Source organism: Mycolicibacterium neoaurum ATCC 25795 (assembly GCF_000691525.1).
In the GTDB taxonomy this organism is placed as follows: domain Bacteria; phylum Actinomycetota; class Actinomycetes; order Mycobacteriales; family Mycobacteriaceae; genus Mycobacterium; species Mycobacterium neoaurum.
The window spans coordinates 300,845-320,201 of the sequence record NZ_JMDW01000003.1; the positions used below are offsets into that span (position 1 = coordinate 300,845).

General features: G+C 66.8%; 16 protein-coding genes and 1 tRNA gene. 4 read left to right on the forward strand and 13 right to left on the reverse strand.

All coding sequences use genetic code 11. The features are described 5' to 3' along the window. Positions 1–20 precede the first annotated feature (20 nt). Positions 21–1,541 (forward strand): HAL/PAL/TAL family ammonia-lyase, encoded by a 1,521-nt coding sequence (locus IC40_RS0103275; protein WP_030133332.1) that lies wholly within the window; start codon positions 21–23, stop codon positions 1,539–1,541. Positions 1,542–1,554: 13 nt separating this feature from the next. Here IC40_RS0103275 and IC40_RS26755 read toward each other — a convergent pair whose 3' ends face one another. The 7 genes from IC40_RS26755 to IC40_RS0103310 all read right to left on the reverse strand — a co-directional run bounded on the left by IC40_RS26755 (position 1,555) and on the right by IC40_RS0103310 (position 6,282). Then, positions 1,555–2,007 carry a hypothetical protein gene (locus IC40_RS26755; RefSeq protein ID WP_051644260.1) on the reverse strand — a complete coding sequence of 151 codons (453 nt, stop codon included), beginning with the start codon at positions 2,005–2,007 and terminating at the stop codon, positions 1,555–1,557. Positions 2,008–2,141: 134 nt separating this feature from the next. Next, a tRNA-Arg gene (locus IC40_RS0103285) sits at positions 2,142–2,214 on the reverse strand. A gap of 133 nt (positions 2,215–2,347) precedes the next feature. Further along, entirely contained in the window at positions 2,348–2,590 is a 243-nt protein-coding gene (gene mbp1 / locus IC40_RS0103290) for a microaggregate-binding protein 1 (protein ID WP_030133334.1), read from the reverse strand. A gap of 177 nt (positions 2,591–2,767) precedes the next feature. After that, on the reverse strand, positions 2,768–3,568 hold the full coding sequence (locus tag IC40_RS0103295) for a TIGR03621 family F420-dependent LLM class oxidoreductase (protein WP_030133335.1): 801 nt from the start codon (positions 3,566–3,568) through the stop codon (positions 2,768–2,770). Between the two features lie 18 nt (positions 3,569–3,586). Continuing rightward, complete coding sequence (locus tag IC40_RS0103300; protein ID WP_030133336.1) at positions 3,587–4,300, reverse strand: anti-sigma factor; 714 nt, start codon at positions 4,298–4,300, stop codon at positions 3,587–3,589. Beyond that, entirely contained in the window at positions 4,297–4,878 is a 582-nt protein-coding gene (locus tag IC40_RS0103305) for a sigma-70 family RNA polymerase sigma factor (RefSeq protein WP_030133337.1), read from the reverse strand. The genes IC40_RS0103300 and IC40_RS0103305 overlap by 4 nt, the downstream gene beginning before the upstream one ends. Before the next feature lie 111 nt (positions 4,879–4,989). Continuing rightward, positions 4,990–6,282, reverse strand: a complete 1,293-nt coding sequence (locus IC40_RS0103310) for an NAD(P)/FAD-dependent oxidoreductase (RefSeq protein ID WP_030133338.1) — start codon at positions 6,280–6,282, stop codon at positions 4,990–4,992. Between the two features lie 82 nt (positions 6,283–6,364). On the opposite strand from IC40_RS0103310, the gene IC40_RS0103315 reads away from it, so the two are divergent. Next, a complete protein-coding gene (locus IC40_RS0103315) occupies positions 6,365–7,990 on the forward strand; it encodes an amidohydrolase (protein WP_030133339.1) in 1,626 nt (541 codons plus the stop codon). 13 nt (positions 7,991–8,003) lie between these two features. Next, on the forward strand, positions 8,004–9,359 hold the full coding sequence (locus IC40_RS0103320) for an APC family permease (protein WP_030133340.1): 1,356 nt from the start codon (positions 8,004–8,006) through the stop codon (positions 9,357–9,359). A gap of 57 nt (positions 9,360–9,416) precedes the next feature. Here the strand turns inward: IC40_RS0103320 and IC40_RS0103325 are convergent, their stop codons facing one another. The 4 genes from IC40_RS0103325 to ku form a co-directional block, all read right to left on the reverse strand. Then, complete coding sequence (locus IC40_RS0103325; RefSeq protein ID WP_030133341.1) at positions 9,417–10,478, reverse strand: poly-gamma-glutamate hydrolase family protein; 1,062 nt, start codon at positions 10,476–10,478, stop codon at positions 9,417–9,419. A gap of 9 nt (positions 10,479–10,487) precedes the next feature. Continuing rightward, on the reverse strand, positions 10,488–11,591 hold the full coding sequence (locus IC40_RS0103330; RefSeq protein ID WP_030133342.1) for an NAD(P)H-dependent amine dehydrogenase family protein: 1,104 nt from the start codon (positions 11,589–11,591) through the stop codon (positions 10,488–10,490). A gap of 8 nt (positions 11,592–11,599) precedes the next feature. Then, positions 11,600–12,391, reverse strand: coding sequence for an SDR family oxidoreductase (locus tag IC40_RS0103335; protein WP_030133343.1), 792 nt, complete (start codon positions 12,389–12,391; stop codon positions 11,600–11,602). A gap of 257 nt (positions 12,392–12,648) precedes the next feature. Then, positions 12,649–13,578, reverse strand: a complete 930-nt coding sequence (ku, locus tag IC40_RS0103340) for a non-homologous end joining protein Ku (RefSeq protein WP_030133344.1) — start codon at positions 13,576–13,578, stop codon at positions 12,649–12,651. A gap of 55 nt (positions 13,579–13,633) precedes the next feature. On the opposite strand from ku, the gene IC40_RS0103345 reads away from it, so the two are divergent. Continuing rightward, positions 13,634–15,937 (forward strand): ATP-dependent DNA ligase, encoded by a 2,304-nt coding sequence (locus tag IC40_RS0103345; RefSeq protein ID WP_030133345.1) that lies wholly within the window; start codon positions 13,634–13,636, stop codon positions 15,935–15,937. Between the two features lie 2 nt (positions 15,938–15,939). Here IC40_RS0103345 and IC40_RS0103350 read toward each other — a convergent pair whose 3' ends face one another. Further along, a complete protein-coding gene (locus IC40_RS0103350) occupies positions 15,940–16,566 on the reverse strand; it encodes a hypothetical protein (RefSeq protein WP_030133346.1) in 627 nt (208 codons plus the stop codon). A 37-nt stretch (positions 16,567–16,603) separates the two neighbouring features. Beyond that, positions 16,604–19,354 carry an AAA family ATPase gene (locus IC40_RS0103355; RefSeq protein ID WP_036469234.1) on the reverse strand — a complete coding sequence of 917 codons (2,751 nt, stop codon included), beginning with the start codon at positions 19,352–19,354 and terminating at the stop codon, positions 16,604–16,606. Positions 19,355–19,357: the final 3 nt, after the last annotated feature.

Genomic DNA, 19,357 nt, shown 5'->3' on the forward strand with positions numbered 1-19,357 from the left:
AACATCAGAAAGACGAAGTGATGACAGAAACTCGTAGTATCTCGCTGGACTTCTATCGCCTCGACGATATCGCCGATATCGTCGACAACGCACAGGAACTCACTCTCGACGGCGAGGTGCAGGAGTGCATCGGCCGCGGTGCGGATTACATTGCCAGCATCGCGGGCGAGGACCGCCACATCTACGGGATCAACACCGGATTCGGCTCGCTGTGCGTGCGGCGCATCGAGGAACACGAGCAGTCCGAACTGCAGCACCGCCACCTGCTGTCGCATGCCTGCGGGGTGGGAGAGCCGATGCCCGCGCGGATCAGCCGGATCACCACGGTCATCAAGCTGCTCACCTTCCGCAGCGGCTACTGCGGTATCACGCCGAACACCGTCAACCGCATGCTCGACTTCTGGGGCCGCGGCATCGTGCCGGCCATCCCCAAGAAGGGAACCGTCGGTGCCAGTGGCGATCTCGCGCCGTTGGCGCATCTGGCCCTGCCGCTGATCGGCGAAGGGAAGGTCTACTACCGGGGCGAACTCGTCGACGCCGCCACGATGCTAGCGGGCGAGGGCTTCGAGCCGCTGCGGCTGCGCCCCAAGGAGGGGCTGGCGCTGACCAATGGCGTGCAGTACATCAACGCGATCGCCGTCGACTGCCTGCTGCGTGCCCGCACCCTGATCCGGTTCGCAGATCTTGTGACGGCGTTGAGCATTCAGGGCTTCAGCACCGCCAAGAGCTTCTACCAACCGCTGCTGGAGAAGACCTGGCGGCACCCCGAGCGCGTCACGGTCGCCAAGAACCTCGAGACATTGCTGGAGGGCAGCAACCACCACGAGCTGCCACAGTGCAATATCGCCCACGAAGATCCGTACTCGTATCGCTGTGTGCCGCAGGTGCATGCCGCGGCGCGTCAGGCGATCAACTTCGCCACCCAGATCATCGAGCAGGAATGCAACACCGTCTCGGACAATCCGGTCTTCTTCTACGAGGAGGGCACCGAACTGTGCGCGGGTAACCTGCACGGCGCCTCGTCGGCGATGGTGATGGACCTGCTGGCGATCGCGTTGACGGATCTGTCGAGCATCTCCGAACGCCGCACCTACCAACTGCTCTCCGGCCAGCACGGCCTGCCGGACTATCTGGTGGCCAAGCCCGGCCTGGATTCCGGGCTGATGATCCCGCAGTACACCTCGGCCGCCCTGGTCAACGAGAACAAGGTGCTCTCGGCCCCGGCCAGTGTCGACACCATCGCCACCTGCCAGCTGCAGGAGGACCATGTGAGCATGGGCGGGACGTCGGCCTACAAGCTGATGCAGGTCATCGACAACCTGACCTACATTCTGGGTATCGAGTTGCTGACCGCCGCGCAGGCCATCGACCTGAACGAGGGGCTGCGGCTCTCACCGGAGACGGCGAAGCTGTTCAACGAGTTCCGCTCCGAGGTGAGCCATCTGGACCAGGACCGCTACCAGCACCCCGATATCGAGAAGGCGCGGCAGTTCGTCGAGCAGCGCGCGCGGCGGTGGTGTGACGAGCTGGCGGTGCAGTGACCGAAGCGGGTCGCTACACCGCAAAGATGCCGGCGGTCGAGATTTCGAATCCCCGGCCATTGGCGGTGCAGGTCATCCCCGACTCCTCCGACAGGCAGGTGAACGGCCCGAGCGTTGCGCTCTGGCCATAGGCGAGGACGCCCTGATCTGTGGGCCCGTCACTGCCGCAGGTCGGGCCGGTGCAGACGTCCGTCAGCGACCCATCGGCGCGGATTTGTACGCTCTGTAGTGGTTGCTGGGACATGCAGTAGACCCCGTCCGGCATAGATTCCGCGCCTGCAGCGGCGGGGGCGCGTCCGAAGTTGATTTCGCATTGGATGTTGCCCGTCGGCGACCTGAAGAACTGAACGTGCGCGTCGTCCGCCCCGGAGTAAGGATTGGCGGCGGCGTGCGGCGCGAACGTCGCCAGCCCCATCACCGTCATTAGGAGCGACATCCCGATTCGCGCGCCGACAACCTTCTTCATCGTGGGAGCATAGGCACAGCGGACGCGGTGCAACTCCCGATTCCGTGCACTTCGCCGATTGTTGGCTTGTGTCGCGGACGACTCCGCTACCGCGTAGGTCGACGGCCATGCCAAGGTCTCGCAGTATCCCAGAGTGCCCCCGGCAGGATTCGAACCTGCGACACCGGCTTTAGGAGAGCCGTGCTCTATCCCCTGAGCTACGGGGGCGGCACCTGCCGAGGCAGACCTGCAGAAGTCTAATTGACTCCCCTCCACGCGCGTCCGCTGGATCGCGGGCGACGAACTCAGGACACGCAGAAGGGGACGGTTCTGGGCGAACCGTCCCCTTCTGGGATAAGACCTACTTCGACTCTTCGGCGGCCTTCTGGCGGGCCTCGTTGGCCTCGGCGGAGCCGCGTGCGGCTTCGGCCTCGGCTTCCTTCTTGGCCACGTCGCGCTGGGCGTCGGCCTTGTCCTGCTGGGCCTCGCCCTCGCGGCGGAGGTCGTCATTGCCGGTCACGGCGCCGGCCGCTTCCTTCAGCTTGCCCTTGGCGCCCTCGACGACGCCCGAAATGCCCTCTGCTGCTCCATTGCTGTCACCCATGTCGGCTCCCTTGCTGGTCGCGTGAACGGTGTGCTGTGTTCTCAACCCCACCAAACGTCTGCGTGCAGTGGATGCCCACCCCACGTCCGTCGAAAACCTCCGGCTTGAAGTGGCGCGCGTCACGATCCGGCCATATGAGCGCGGGTCGATCCAATTGTTTTGCGGCACAACAGAAAATCAGCGCAGCGCGGCGATGACCTGCCCGAACGCCTCAGCATGGGCCTCCTGCACCACCAGGTAGCTCGCCCCGTACTCGTCGGCCAGCCGGCGCACCTTGGCGGCCATCTCGTCGACCGACCCGGACAACACCCCGGGCAGCTCCAGCAGTTGCTCATCGGTCAGGCCCGGCGCGTAGTGCCGGGTCATGGCCAGGTTCGGGATCCCGGAGCCGTCGGTGGGTACCGCGGTGATGGCAACATTGAGTTCGATATCGGCGAAGCGCTCACCGACAACGGAACGCAGGAACGCGATCCGTTCGGCAAGCGGATCCTCTCCACTACCGCCGGTGACGCCGACGATCGCCGCCCACCGCGCGGCCACGGTCAAAAGCCGGTCGCCACCACCGGCGATCATGATCGGCACATCGGGAACGTGCTCGGCCAGGTGCGCGGTGACGTGCTCCAGATACTCGACCCGTTGCCGCGCGGAGGGGAAAGGTAGCTCGGCGGCCTCGAACTCCTCCCGCACGTAGCCGGCGCCTAGGCCCACCTCGAAACGACCCGCCGACAGCTCATGCAATGCCGCGACGTCACGCGCCAGCAGGGCCGGTTTGTAGAACCCGGCATTGAGCACGAAGGTGCCCAGCCGCAGTGTCTCGGTGACGGCGGCGATGGAAGAGAGCACCGGGAACGGTGCCGGTGCGCCGAGGTGGTCGGGCACCAGCACGATGTCGTAGCCGAGATCCTCGGCGCGACGGGCCGCCGAGCGCACCGTCGCCGCCGAGGAGGTGTCGCGCAGGCCCAATCCGAATCGGAACATGGGCCCGATGGTAGGCACCTAGGTCAGCGGCAGGGAGGCAAACGGTGTACTGGTGGGCGCGGCCGAACCCTCACCGGGTTCGACGGTGAAGGCCAGCGTGATCGAGTCGCCGAGATCGGGCAGCACCGCCGTCGTCGACGGGGCGATCGCCTTGGCGTTCATGGTGCCCGCCGAGTGCGGTCCGGCGTCGTCGATCAACCACATCTGATAGACGGTGCCGTTCGCGGGCGGGTTGACGTTGTTCATCACCAGCACCCCGGCGTTGCGTTCGCGGGAGAACACCACGGTAGCCGTGCCGCCGGTCGGGATGTCACCGGACACCGTACGGACGTCGGGCGCGGCGAAGATCTGTTCGGCCGTGGTGGCTTGTGGCACCGGACGCAATGACCAGCCGATCCCGAAGGTGGCGACACCGACCACCACGGCGGCCGCGGCGGCGGTGAGCAGGGTCGTCCACCGCCGGGGTTCGCGGCGACGCAGCTGACGCACCGGATCGGCGTCGACGGCGGCCAGCACCCGGTCGCGCAGTTGATCGGACGGTTCGGTGGCAGTGGCCGACGAGATGAGAGCCATGGCCTCGCGGACCTGCCGGACCTCGGTGGCGAACTCCTCGGCGACGGACGCAGGCGCCGCGCTCAGTCGCCGGTCGATATCGGCGCGCTCGGCGTCGTCGACCGCGTGCAGCGCGTAGGCGGTCGCCAACGCCAACAGATCATCATGTGGGCTGGTCATGCTGCCCCCAGGCAGTTGCGGAGTCCGCGGATCGCGTCGCGCATCCGCGATTTGATGGTCGCCAAGTTCGCCGACAGCCGGTCGGAGACCTGGACATAGGTCAATCCGTCGTAATAGGCGAGTTCGATGCACTCGCGTTGTTTGTCGGTCAGCGCACCCAGGCACTGGGTCACCTGGCGGTAATCCTCGTTGTCGAGCACCCGGTCGGCGACCTGGTCGACGGGAGGTTCCACGGTCGCGGCACCGTAGCGGGATTCGCGGTCGGCGCCGGCCTGCTCCGAGCGCACCCGGTCGACGGCGCGACGGTGCGCCAAGGTCATCAGCCAGGAAAGCGGCGTGCCCATCGCCGGGTTGTAGTCCCCGGCATTGCGCCAGACCTGCAGATAGATGTCCTGGGTGGTTTCCTCGCTGTACCCGGGATCCCGCAGAACCCGCAGGACCAGACCGAACACCCTGGCTCTGGTGTGGTCGTAGAACGCGGCGAAGGCGTCCACATCGCGTTGCGCTACCCGGCGCAGCAATGCGTCGAGGTCTGACGTCACGTTCCGTAGAATAGCGGGCTCGTCGAGCAGCGTCACGGAATGCCCCGTTTCATCTGCGACCTCCCATCTGCGTGAACCGCCGTCCCTGGCTGCTCGGCCGGTCCGAAATGGCTTGCGCCCGAGACGTACTGACGACGCCGAAGGCAATCAACATGGCATCGCCTCGGATTCCCGTGCCGCCGGCCACTGTGCTCCCAACCGCTCGGCGGCACGCACGCCGGAGGCGGCGCCGTCCTCGCGGAATCCCCAGCCGTGATAGGCGCCCGCGAATACCACCCTGTCATCGTTCAGTAGCGGCAACAATCGTTGGGCAGCAATGGATTCCGTCGTGTATAGCGGACGCTGGTAGGTCAGCTCGGTGATCACCGCGGCCGGGTCCACCCGCCCGGAACCGCCGAGGGTCATCAGGTAGTGGTGCGGACCCGTCACGCCCAACAGCCGACCGATGTCATGGGTGATCAGCGCATCCCGCCCGCTCTCCGGCAACAGATAGTTCCGCAGCGCCCTGGCGGCGGGCCGGGTCGGCAACACCGAGGTATCGGTGTGCACGCAGACGTGTTCGGTCGAGTACCGGATGGCCCCCAGCGCTGCCCGTTCGGCGTCGGTGGGTTCGTGCAGTGCCTGCAGTGCCTGATCCGCCCGGGTCGCGATGACCACGGCATCGAACTCGCGCAACGCCCCGCCGGCGCGCAGCTCGATCCCATCGGGGATGCGCCGCACGGCGCCGGCCGGGGTGCCGGTGCGCACCTCGTCGACGTGTTCGGCGATGGCGTCGACGTAGCCGGCCGTCCCGCCGACGACGGTGCGCGTGGTCGCCGACTCAGATCCCGAGAGCATCCCGTGCTGCTGCAGGAACACGAACAGGTAGCGCGCGGGAATCTCCATGGTCGTGCGCGGTCCGCCGGACCAGACGGTGGCCACCAGCGGGGTCATGAAGTGATCGGCGAAGTATCGGGAGAACTTGTGCACCGCGAGGAAGGCGCCCAGCGTGCCGGTGTCCTCGGCGTCCCCGGTGGCCAGCAGGGTGGCGGCCGCCCGGTGAAACCGGTTGACCTCGGCCAGCAGGCGCAGATATCGGGGCCGAGCGAGATTCGACCAGGAAGGGAACAGCCCACCGAAGCCGCGCATACGCGCGTACTGCAGGCCGATGCGGTCATCGCGAACCGAGAGCGAGGGGTCGGCATCGGCGGTGTCGACACCGAGATCGGCGAACAACCGACACAGCGTCGGGTGGGTGTCGTCGTGGATCAAGAAGGCCGAATCGACGGCCACCGTGCCGCCGGAGCCGTCGTCGACACGGTGGTCGCGCCGGTGGCCGCCGAGCTGATCCTCGGCCTCGAACAGCGTGACGTGGTCATGCGCGGACAGCAGATACGCCGCCGTCAACCCGGCGATGCCGCTTCCGATGACGGCGATGGACCGACTCCTCCGATACTGCACGATGGTGATTCGGGACCGGTCGGCTAACGGATGGGTGACATTCGGATTGCTAAACTCCCAACCCCGCGTAAGGTGCAAATCCGTGGTGTCGACCCTGTTTCGCAACGGATCCGTGTGGGCCGGCGTGCCCGGCCAATCGTCCTCCGACGCATTGCTGGTCACCGACGGGGCCATCGTCGCCATGGGACCCGACGCGGTGGCCGAGGCACCCGAGGGCTCCGACATCGTCGACCTGCAGGGTGGCTTCCTGATGCCGTCCTTCGGCGACGGCCACGCCCACCCGCTACTCGGCGGCCTGGAGTTCGTCGGCCCCGCGGTACGGCCCTGCACCTCGGTGGACGAGATCGTGGCAGCCGTCCGCCGCCACGCCGAGGACCATCCCGATCAGGAATGGATCGTCGGCGCGTCCTATGACGGCAGCCTGGCAACCGACGGCCTGTTCGACGCGCGCTGGCTCGACGCCGCCGTCGCCGACCGGCCGGTGGTGCTGCGGGCCTGGGACTATCACACCGTGTGGTGCAACACCGCCGCGCTGGAGCGTGCGGGCATCACGCCGGACACCCCCGATCCCGAACTCGGCGAGATCCCGCACCGTCCGGACGGATCGGTACTGGGCACCCTGCGCGAATGGGGCGCGGTCGACCTGGTGACCGCCGTCATGCCCGCCCGCGACGAAGAGGTCCGGCTGGCCGCCCTGGGTACCGCGGCCGACTACTATTTGGCCCACGGCGTGACCTGGGTACAGGACGCCTGGGTGGAACCCGCCGACGTGCAGACCTATCTGGAGGCGGCCCGACGCGGCGCGCTGCGGGTCCGGTTCAACCTTGCCCTTTACGCCGACCCTCGGCATTTCCACGATCAGGTGGCGCATTTCGCCGACGCCCACCGGCAGGTGACCGAACTCGGCTCACCCATGCTGACCGCGCAGACGGTGAAATTCTTCGCCGACGGTGTGGTCGAGAACGAAACCGGTGCGCTGCTGCAGCCTTATTGTTCGGGCCTGCATTCCCACGGCATGACCGTCTGGGAGGGAGACTCGCTGGCCCGGGCCTGCCAACGCGTCGACGAACTCGGTTTGCAGATCCACATCCACGCCATCGGCGACGCCGCCGTTCGCCAGGCTCTCGACGCCATCGAGTACACCGTGGCGCAGAACGGGCCCCGCGACCGCAGGCCCGTGATCGCCCACGTCCAGCTGGTCGATGACGCCGATCTGGACCGCTTCGCCGCCCTGGGCGTCATCCCGTGCATGCAGCCGCTGTGGGCGCAGGAGGATGCGCTGATGAACGTGCTGACCGTGCCCCGGCTCGGCAGGGAACGGGCCGACAAGCAGTACCGGATGCGCTCCTTGGCCGACTCCGGCGCCCCGCTGGCGCTGGGTTCGGACTGGCCGGTGTCCTCGGGAGCGCCGCTGGACGGTATCGCCGTGGGCGTATCGCGGCAGACCGCCGAGGGAGAACCGGCCGGGGGCTGGACCCCGCAGGAAACGCTGGCCATCGAACGTGCCCTGGCCGCCTACACCGCCGGCGTGGCCGATCAGGCCTTCGCCGAACGGATCTGGGGCAGGCTGACGCCCGGTGCCAGCGCCGACCTGGTCTGGCTGGACCGCGACCCGCGATCGACCCCGCCGCTGGAACTGCCCGGCATCGGGGTGCGGGCCACCTACCTCCGGGGCGAGCCCGGGTTCATCGCGTCCACATCACCGTAAAGAGGGAGTGCACATGTCGACTTCGGAGCCGCTAGTCGGTATCTCGGCAGATCCGCACGAGGGCAGGCTCAAACGCGCCCTCGGAGTGCCCTCGCTGGTGCTCTTCGGCCTGGTCTACATGGTGCCGCTCACCGTGTTCACCACCTACGGCATCGTCACCGTCGAGTCCGGCGGCCGGGTGCCGCTGGCCTATGTGGTGACGCTGGCCGCGATGATCTTCACGGCCCGCTCCTATGCCAGGATGGCGACGGCGTACCCGGTGGCCGGGTCGGCATATGCCTACACCCAGAAGACCTTCGGGGCGCCGGTGGGATTCCTGGCCGGCTGGTCGTTGCTCTTGGATTACCTGTTCCTGCCGATGCTGAACTACATGGTGATCGGGCTGTACCTCAACGCCGCGGTGCCGTCGATCCCACAGTGGGTGATCGTGCTGGTGACCATCGTGCTGGTGACGGTCCTCAACATCGTCGGCATCGTCTCGGTGGCCCGCGCGAACGCGGTGATCATCGCCGTTCAGGCGGTCTTCATCGTGGTGTTCCTCGTCATGGCGGTGGCGACGATCTCCGGTTCCGGGACGGTCGACATCATGGCGCCGTTCACCGGTGACGGCACCGCGGGGGGCATGGCGCCGGTACTGGCCGGTGCGGCCATCCTGTGCCTGTCGTTCCTCGGGTTCGACGCCGTGTCAACACTTTCCGAGGAGGCCAAGGATGCCCGGCGCGATGTGCCGAAGGCCATCATGCTGGCCACCGTGATCTGCGGTGTGCTGTTCATCGTGCTGTCCTACGCCTCGCAGCTGGTCTTCCCGTCGAATGCGTTCGAGAGTGTCGACACCGGGTCGGTGGATGTCATGGTCGCCGCCGGCGGCGCGTTCCTCTCGGCGTTCTTCACCGCGGCCTATGTGGCAGGTGCCACCGGATCGGCGCTCACCTCGCAGGCCTCGGTGGCGCGCATCCTGTATGCGATGGGCCGCGATGGCGTGCTGCCGCGCAAGGTGTTCGGGCACGTCTCGGTGAAGTTCAGCACCCCGACCTGGGCGATCCTGGCGGTATCGGTGATCTCGCTGCTCGCGTTGGTGATCGACCTGGCGCTGCTGGCATCGGTGGTCAGTTTCGGTGCCCTGGTGGCCTTCTCGGCGGTGAACCTGACCGTGATCAAGCACTACTTCGTCGACGCCGGTGAGAAGAACGTGCTGAACAACCTGATCCTGCCCGGTATCGGTTTCGCGCTGACGGTGTGGTTGTGGACAAGTCTGTCCGGTGACGCGTTGCGGCTCGGGCTGATCTGGCTGGCCGTCGGATTCATCTGGCTGCTGGTGGTCACCCACGGTTTCCGGCGGCCGACGCCGGTGCTCGACATGAAGGAGTAGTGGTCGCGTCGAATCTGGAGAAGGTGGCGGCTTTTCGTCGAATCGGCGCGATCGTCTTCAGATTCGGGGCCAGGCCCGGGCCGCCGAGACCAGTCCGGCGATCAAGGCGCGGGTCGGTCGGCTCAGCCCGTCCTCGCCGAGCGGTCCGCTACGCGGGCTGATCCCGCGCACCCGCGGTGCCAGTTCCAATTGCACACCGCCGCCGCGGGTTCGGTTGACCGGATTGTCCGGGTGCAGTCCACGCAGTTCACGCGGGATCGCGTCCAGATCGGTGATGACCCGATGCCCTGGGATGTCGAGATGCGCGGCCACGTGCCCGGCCAGTTCGCGATTTCCGCCGCCGGCGAGGAGTTCGTTGCTGCGCCCGACGCGACCGTAGCCGTGCAGGGAGACGACGTGCTCGGCGTGGTCCAGGAACTCGGCCAGGCGTTCGGATTCGGCGGCACGATAGGCCGCCGAGGACAGATGGTGCGGGTAGTCCGGCGGGTGGCGCACGACGTACACCGACGCCCCGGCCAGCTCCGCGGCGCGCTCGGCGATGACATCGGTCATCCGTTCCAGCCCGCCGCCGTGGATGGCAAGGAAGCCCAACGGCCCACGCAGAATCGAATACTCCGAGATCAGTGGGTCCGACAGCAACTCGGTGAGGGTCCGCGGTCCCGGCTTCTCGGAGGGAGCAAGTGCCCGTGGCCAGTTCGCGGGATGCCAGCGGTCCAGGAAATCCAGCCAGCGCTGCGGAAGTCCGTGGTGCGAGGCCCCGGCGATGACGCGTTCCAGATAGCCGGGGCGCGGTGCGCCCGGTTCGATGCGGTGATCGATGTAGATCCAGGCGTCGCGGGGGCCGTCGTCGGTACGGACCGTCGCGCGATCACGCCGATATCGGACCGGGATCCCTTCGGCACGGTCGAGCACGGCCAGGTCGGCATCGCTGATCCGCCACACCACCCCGTGCACCTCGGCACCCGCGGCGGGCTCGATGGTGGCCACGCCCCGCTCGTTGATCAGCCAGTCGTGATCGGCCAGCATCGCCCGGACCGGACCGCGGGCATCCGGACAGCGTGCGGCCATCTGGTCGTTGCACAGGTTGGAGCCGTAGGCGAAGTAGAGATGGTCGGCCACCGGTCCAGCCTAGGGTGCGGCGTACAACCCCTTGCCGGTGATCAGCGGGAGATCGAGTGTGGTCGTGATGCCCGGTTCGGCCGCGACCACCGCCGCGATGGCGTTGACCACTCGTGCGGCGGTAGCCACCAAACCGGCGTGATTGTGGTCGCCCTTGCGGCTGCTCAGGCACAGGTCCAGCGCGTAGGACGGCTCGCCGGTGACCTCGACTCGGTAGGAACCGCCCTCCTGGGCGGGCTGGGGCCAGTCCGGGCAGAGGTCCGCGCGCAGCCGGGTCACGTGCTCCAGCACCACGGCGGGATGTCCGTCGACCATGCCGCGCACCTCGAAACGCATGGCGGCGGTGCTGCCCGCGGGAATCGGTCCGGCGGCGATCCGGAAGTCCTCGGGGGCCGGGATCCGGGTGTGGGTTTCGGTGACCTCGTCGAGTTCGATGCCCAGGCCGGCGGCCAATTGACGCACCACCGAGCCCCAGGCCAGGCTGAGCACACCGGGCTGCAGCAGCATCGGCAGCTCGTCGATGCTCTTGCCGAAACCCATCACGTCGAACATGACGGTGGGACTGTCGTAGGTGGCGTAGTCGACGATCTCCATACAGCGGATCTGCTCGACACTCTGGCAGGTCCCGGCGAGCGCCAGCGGCAGCAGGTCGTTGGCGAAACCGGGATCGATGCCGTTGACGAAGATGCTCGACGATCCTGTGCGGGCCGCCTCCTCGATCGGGGTGACCAGTTCGGCGGGCAGCACCTGCCACGGGTACTGCAGGAACACCGCCGCGCTGCCGACGACGTTGATGCCTGCGGCCAGCAGGCGCCGGTAATCCTCGAGTGCGTCGGGCAGCCGGTTGTCGGCCATCGCCGTGTAGACCGCGCAGTCCGGTGCGGTGGCCAGGATGTCGTCGAGATTGTCCGTCGCCGTGATGCCGGTCGAAACGTCCAGTCCGGCAAGCTCTCCGGCGTCCTTGCCGGTCTTGGCTGCCGAGGACACCCACACACCGGTGAGTTCGTATTGCGGATCCTCGATGAGCTGGCGCAGGGCGTGGCGGCCGACGTTCCCGGTACCGATGGCGGCGACCCGGATCGGGGTGGGCGGCGAAGCTGATGTGTCGGTCATGGGCGTCCTCACAGGTCCGGGATGGGCAGGTCGAGGTTGGGGAAGGTGAGGCCACCGTCGACCTCCAGGGTCTTGCCGGTCAGGTAGCTGCCGGCGGGGGAGGCCAAATAGACTGCCGCCGCCGCGATATCGGCCGGGTCGCCCAACCGGCGCATGGGCGTCGCCTTCTCCATCGGGTCGCGCAGCGCCTCGTTGGACGCGACCACGTCCAGTGCGGAGGTGAGGATCGATCCCGGCGCGATGGCGTTGACGCGGATGCGCGGGCAGAGGTCCAGCGCCGAGAGGCGGGTGTAGTGCGCCAGCGCCCCCTTGGCGGTCCCGTACGCCGCGAAGGCGCGCCCGGCCAGCCTGCCCATCGTCGAGGTGATGTTGATGATGGACCCGCCGCCGGAATGCTCCAGCATCAGCGGCGCCGCCGCGGTGGTCAGCGCGTGGGCGGTGCCGACGTTGAACGTGAAGGCGTCTTTGAGGTCCTTGGTGGAGGTGTTCAGCAGGGGGCCGGGCATGGTTCCCCCGACATTGTTGACGACGATGTCTAGTTTCCCGAAGGCCTCGACGGCCTGCCCCGCGAGTGCCGCCGTCGCCTCGGGATGTGCCAGGTCGGCGACCACGATGTGCGCGCGCCGACCGGTCGCCTCCACCTGTGCGGCGACCTCCTGCAGCTGGGACTCGGTACGCGCTGCGATCAGCACGTCAGCACCCGCTTCGGCGAAGGCCACCGCGATGGCGGCGCCCAATCCGCGACCGGCGCCGGTGACCACGGCCACCTGATCGTCGAGTCGGAACCTGTCCAGAATCATGCCTGCCCTCATTTCTGTGCTCGGCGCCACGGTAACAAGCATGGCGGAGCCCCGGAAGCGATTTCTGGAACACGTTCTAATTTGACGGCGGCTGACAGATCTGGCGGCAGCCCCGATTCGGGGTCGAGATAGGAGGGTCACGGAAACCACTGGGATGCAACACCCTCGGGATGTGAATTCGTGGCTCCGGTGGCGCGAGTTTCACATCGGGGACATTCTCGGAACGAGATCGGTCCCAGGTGTGAATCTCGGTCGCACTATTTCTTGGCGGCGGCTTTCTTGGCCGGTGCTTTCTTCGCAGGTGCCTTCTTGGCGGCCGCCTTCTTCGCCGGTGCCTTCTTGGCCGGCGCTTTCTTGGCCGGTGCCTTCTTGGGCTCGTCCTTGCCCGACGATCCGGATCCGCGGGCCTTCACGCTGGCCTCCAACTTGGCCAGCAGGTCGGAGACGTCCTCGGTCTCGTCGAGATCGGTCGGCTGTTCCTCGACGGTGAACGCCTCGCCGCCTTCGAGTTTGGCCTGTACCAGTTCGTGCAGCTGCTCCTGATAATCATCGCGGAACTGGTCGGGCTTGAAGTCGTCGGTCATGGATTCGACGACTTGGCCGGCCATCTTGAGCTCGGCCGGTTTGATATCGACATCCTTGTCCAGGGAGGGGAAGTCCGGGTCGCGGATCTCGTCGGGCCACAGCAGCGTGTGGATCACCATGACATCGCGCTTGCTGAAATCCTTGACCCGCAACGCGGCCAGGCGCGTCTTGTTGCGCAACGCGAAGTGCACGATGGCCACCCGATCCGTTTCGGCGAGTGTCTTGGCAAGCAGCACATAAGATTTCGTCGACTTGGAGTCCGGCTCCAGAAAGTAACTCTTGTCGTACATCATCGGGTCGAGCTGATCGGCGGGCACGAACTCCACGACCTCGATCTCGCGGCTGCGTTCCTCGGGCAGGGTGGCGATGTCCTCATCGGTGATGATGACCGTCTGGCCGTCCTCGGAGTCGTATGCGCGGGCGATATCGCGGTACTCGACCACCTCACCGCACACCTCGCAGGTGCGCTTGTAGCGGATGCGCCCGTTGTCCTTCTCGTGCACCTGGTGGAACTTTATGTCGTGGTCCTCGGTGGCGCTGTAGACCTTGACCGGCACGTTGACCAGACCGAAGGAGACCGAACCTTTCCAGATCGACCGCATAGGCAACGGTAGCAGCGGGCATTCCGATCTGGTGGGTGCCGGGAAATATCATTCGGTGGTGGAGCGTGTGGGCCGGGTCAAACTGACGAATCCGGACAAGGTGCTGTACCCGAAGACCGGCACGACCAAGGCCGAGGTGTTCGATTACTACGTCGCGGTCGCGGCGGCGATGCTGCCGCATATCGCCGGTCGCCCGGTTACGCGTAAGCGGTGGCCCAATGGTGTTGACCAATCGGACTTCTTCGAAAAGCAGCTGGCGTCGTCGGCACCGGACTGGCTGCGCCGTGGATCGGTGACGCACCGGTCCGGCACCACGACCTACCCCATCATCGACACCGCCGAAGGATTGGCCTGGATCGCCCAGCAGGCATCGCTGGAGGTGCACGTTCCGCAGTGGCGTTTCGACCCACAGGGCGCGCCCGGACCGGCCACCCGCATCGTGTTCGACCTCGACCCGGGCGAGGGTGTGACCTTCCGGCAGCTCTGTGCGGTCGCCCATGAGGTGCGCGGATACGTCGAGGACATCGGACTGACCGCGTATCCGCTGACCAGTGGCAGCAAGGGAGTGCACCTCTACGTGCCGCTGACGGATCCGATCAGCTCCCAGGGGGCGTCGGTGCTGGCCAAGCGGATCGCACTGGCGCTGGAGAAGAGCATGCCCACCCAGGTCACGGCCACCATGACGCGCAGTCTGCGCGACGGGAAGGTGTTCTTGGACTGGAGCCAGAACAGCGCGGCCAAGACCACCATCGCGCCCTACTCGATGCGTGGTCGCGCCGAGCCCACCGTGGCCGCGCCGCGCAGCTGGGAGGAACTCGCCGATCCCGGCCTGCGGCAGCTGACCTTCGAAGAGGTGCTGGACCGACTGGAACGCGACGGCGATCTGCTCCTGGATCTGGACGATCCGTTGCCCGTCGAGGATCGGCTGAGCACCTATCGCACCATGCGCGATGCCGGAAAGACTCCTGAGCCGGTCCCGACGGCACCGCCGGCGGTGGGGCATGACAACACGTTCGTCATCCAGGAGCACCACGCGCGCCGGCTGCACTACGACTTCCGGCTGGAACGCGACGGCGTGCTGGTGTCCTGGGCGATCCCGAAGAACCTGCCCGAGACGACATCGGTGAACCACCTGGCTGTCCATACCGAAGATCATCCGCTGGAGTACGCCACCTTCGAGGGGGACATCCCGGCCGGCGAGTACGGCGGCGGGAAGGTGATCATCTGGGACTCCGGGACCTATGAGGCCGAGAAGTTCCGAGATCCCGGTGTCGACGGTGAGAAGCCGATCGACCCGGGCGGACAGGAACACGGAAAAGGGGGTAAAGGGGAGGTGATCGTGACGTTGCACGGCGCCAAGGTGCGCGGGCGTTACGCGCTGATCCAAACCGGCGGCAAGAGCTGGCTGGCGCACCGCATGAAGGAGCAGCCTGTCACGACGGTGACCGACCTGAAACCGATGCTCGCGACCCATGGTTCGGTGGCCAGGCTGAAACCGGCCGGCTGGGCGTTCGAGGGCAAATGGGACGGCTACCGGATGCTGGTCGAGATCGATTACGGGGAGTTGATGTTGCGGTCGCGCAGCGGTCGTGACATCACCGAGGAATTCCCTCAGTTGCGTTCGCTGGCAGCCGATCTCGCCGAGCATAGGCTGATCCTCGACGGTGAGGTCGTGGCGCTGGATGCCGATGGCGTGCCGAGTTTCGGCGCCATGCAGAACCGGGCGGCGGGTAGCAATATCGAGTTCTGGGCATTCGATCTGCTCGCCCTGGACGGCCGCTCGTTGCTGCGCGCGAAGTATCGCGACCGCCGAAAGCTGCTGGAACTGCTGGGCCGGGACGGAGCGCTCATCGTGCCGGATCTGCTCGACGGTGATGGTGCCGCCGCGCTGGAGTACGTGCGCAAGCACGGCTATGAGGGCGTGATCGCCAAGAAGTGGGACTCGACCTATCAACCGGGGCGACGCTCGCAGTCCTGGATCAAGGACAAGCTCTGGCTCACCCAGGAAGTCGTCATCGGCGGCTGGCGAGCCGGCGAGGGTGGCCGTACCAGTGGGATCGGCGCGCTGGTCGTCGGTGTGCCGGACCGGGACGGACTGCAGTTCGTCGGCCGCGTCGGTACCGGCTTCACCGAAAAGATGCTCAAAGACCTGCGGACCACATTGACACCGCTGGAGACCCCCGATTCCCCCTTCACGACAAGGCTTTCCGGGCCGGATGTCAAGGGCGTCACCTACGTGCGGCCCGAACTGGTGGGGGAGGTCCGCTACAGCGAGCGGACATCGGACGATCGCCTGCGTCAGCCCAGCTGGCGGGGGTTACGCTCGGACAAATCGCCTGATGAGGTGGTCTGGGAATAGGGCTACCGGTCGGTGGCCGGCGGTAATGAATGCACGGTGTAACGCTGCATGTCCTGCTCGGGGCGGTAGGCGGCGTTCCGCAGCAGCACCGTCCGTGCCCGGAAGCGCTCGTCGGAATCGTCGAGCGCCAGCAGGCCGGCGGTCGAATCGTGCGCGCTGAACCCGTCCACCGTGATGGCGATACGGTCGAACTCCGCGGCGGTGTCGGCATACCGGCCCGGGGCTTGGTTGCACCGTTCGAGCAATCGCAATGCGTCCAGCCCGGCAAGCGCGAAAAGGTCGCTGCCGTCGAGGAACAACGGGCGTCGTGGATGGGCTGGCATGATCTCGCAGAGCCGGTCCGCCTCATACCGCAGCACGAGGTCGCCCCGCGTTTCGGTCACGCTGTCCGCGGACGGACCGCTGCCGGTGTACTCGGCGATGAAGGCCTGTTTCTCGTCCTCGCTCATGGCGTCACCGAACATGGCCAGGGTCTCGCGCAGCATATCGTCGGCGACACGATCGGCGCCGCGACCGCTGATGACCCCGTAGGTCGCCGACAGCGCGTCGACCTGCGCCGGGGACATGCCGAATTCGATCCGGCCCAACCCCACCCGGGGACGTATGGTCCAGTCTGCGTCTGATGTCATGGTGTTCACCAGGTTGCCATGGCTCGGAAAGGTGTCCTCATCCCGGTCGCTGCCTCAGCTCACGGCGAGAGGACACCCCGAGCTTGAGGAAAATCTTGCTCAGGTGCCATTCGACCGTGCGTGGACTGATGAACAGATGGCCGGCGATCTCGGCGTTGGTGTAGCCGTCACCGGCCAGTCTGGCGATATAACTCTCTTGAGTCGTCAGCGTCGTTTCCGACGCGTCACGCCGCCGCTTTCGGAGCGGCTCACCCGCAGCCGCCAGTTCTCGTCGGCTGCGTTCGGTGAAACCGTCGGCCCCCATGTGCACGAACATCTCGTACGCGACGCGTAATTCACCGCGCGATTCGGTCCGGCGGTTCTCCCTGCGCAACCATTCACCGAACAGCAGATGGGTTCGCGCGGTCAGGACATTCAGCGGTGAACGTTCCAGTTCAGTTATGGCCAAACGAAATTCGCGTTCGGCTTCGGATCCCGAACCCAGCAGCGCCCTGGCGCGCGCGGCGTAACCGCGCGCCGTCGCGGTATCGGATGCTTCGGCAAGCGCCGTCAGTTGAGCGGCCGCGGCTCGCGCGGCGTTCATCTCGCCGGATCTGGCCGCAGCCTCGACCGTCTCACTGAGCACGTGGCCGTACATTCCCACGTCGTGGTACTCCAAGGCGGTGGTACATGCGGCGAAGGCCTCGTCGTACTGTGCGAGCCCGTTGTGCAGGACCGCCAAAGCGAAGTGAACGACTGTGATCTCGCTGCCTTCCCCCCGCTCTCCGGCTTCGGCGATTGTTGCCCGAGCAAGCTCGCGGGCCTGTTGCTCCTGTCCGCGGCAAGCGGCGAGATACGTCCGAATGGAGTGGTGCGGTGGTGCCCCGGTAGCGGTCGAGATCGCATCGGACTGTTCGAGCAGGTCCTGGGCCGTGGCGAAATCACCGGAAGTGACACATGATCCGGCATAGGTCGTCAGGGCAGCGGGCAACACCGTCAACTCGCCCGCCGCGCGCAATAATTCGAGCTGGCGGAAGTTGAGGTGATTGTAGGTGTCCTGGTCGAACAGGTCGAGAAGCACCCGAAGCGTGATGTCGTGCAGGCGGGGATCTGCGGTACCGGCGGCGTCCTCGGCAAGGTACCTGGCGATGGCGTTCCGCAGCAACGGCGCCGCTGAGGCGTGGCCGTCGATGAGCCGCACGACGAGTCCCTCGAGCAAGAGGTCGGTCGCGGTCGCCTCATTCGACGGCGGTGGCAGCTGTCGCGCCGCGTGGGCGATGGCTGCCGCAGAACTTTGCGTACCAGAGTGCAGCCGGCCCACGATCATCGCGGCCACCAGAGCCTCCAGATACGCATCACGTGCCAGCGCCGCGTCGATCGACCTGAGCTTCTCGGCCGCCGCCAACAGTAGCGGCGGTGCATCCCGGCCACGCTGGACGGCGAAGGCGATCCTGGCACGAACCAGATCTGCTCGTGCAGTAAGAAATTCACTATCGCTGCCGGCCACCACCGTCAGCATGTCGGTGGCGGCCGCGGGATCACCCGCATCCAACGCGGACGCCGCGGCGGAGAGCGCGCGCTCGCCTCGTCGAAGAGGATCGGGTGTGAGCGCGGCGGCGTAGGACAGGAAGGCGGCGGCCGCGGCCGCGCCACCACGACGGCTGGCTTGCTCGGCGGACCGTTCGAGATCGCGGGCCACCGATTCGTCCGGTGCGTTCGTCGCATGAGCTCGATGCCAGACCCGGTGTTCCGGTGCGATGGACCCGGGAATGACCTGTGCCAGGGCGTCATGAGCCTGCCGGCGTGCCGGCGGGTCGGCGCCGCTGTAGACCGCCGATCGAACCAGCGGATGCCGAAAGCGCAACCGGGTGTCCACCGTCACCAGGCCGCTGCGCTCCGCTGCTACCGCGGCGTCTGCTCCGATGCCGAGCCGTGTTGCGGCGGCCCACAGCCAGGTGGGTTCGCCGGTGGGCTCGGCGGCCGCGATCAGCAGCAGCGTGCGTGTGTGCGGTGGAAGCTCAGCCAGTCGCTGCCCATAGGTTTGTTCGATCCTCAGCGCAACCGATCTGGCGGATGCCAAGCCGTATCCGCCGGCGAGCCGCGCCGGGGGGAGGGCGTGACTCAGTTCGCACAACGCCAACGGATTTCCGCCCGATTCGGCGAGGATGTTCTCCCGGACTGCATCGTCGAGGCGAGTCGGCAGAACCGTCGTCAGCAGTGCGCGGGCATCGCCATCGGCGAGGCCGTCCAGGTGCATGTGGGGCAGCGCCGCCAGCTCTGGATAGGCGTGTCCGCCGCGTAGCGCGAAGACCATCATCACCGGTTCGGCCGACAATCGCCGCGCGGCGAAAACCAGTGCGTGACGTGATGCGCGATCAATCCACTGGGCATCGTCGACGATGCAGATCATCGGCCGCTCCGTCGAGGACTCCGAGAGCAGCGACAACACCGCCAGACCGACGTGGAGGCGGTCCGGTGTCGGGCCGTCGCGAAGCCCCAGCGCCACTCGGAGTGCGTTCTTCTGTGGGTCGGGCAACCGATCGATATGGCCCAGCAGCGCTGCACACAGTTGTTGGATCCCCGCGTAGGTGAGTTCGAGTTCTGATTCGGCGCCGCTGAGGGCGATGACGCGAAGGTCTGCTGCCCGCTTCACGACATCCTGCAGCAGCGCTGTTTTGCCGATACCGGGCTGTCCTCGAATGACGAGGACGGCGCTGTTGCCCGCTCGAGCCCGGTCGACCAACTGCGTCAGCTGTTGTTGCTCGACGCGCCGTCCCACCAGCGTGCCGCCTCTGAGGTCGCCGACCATTCG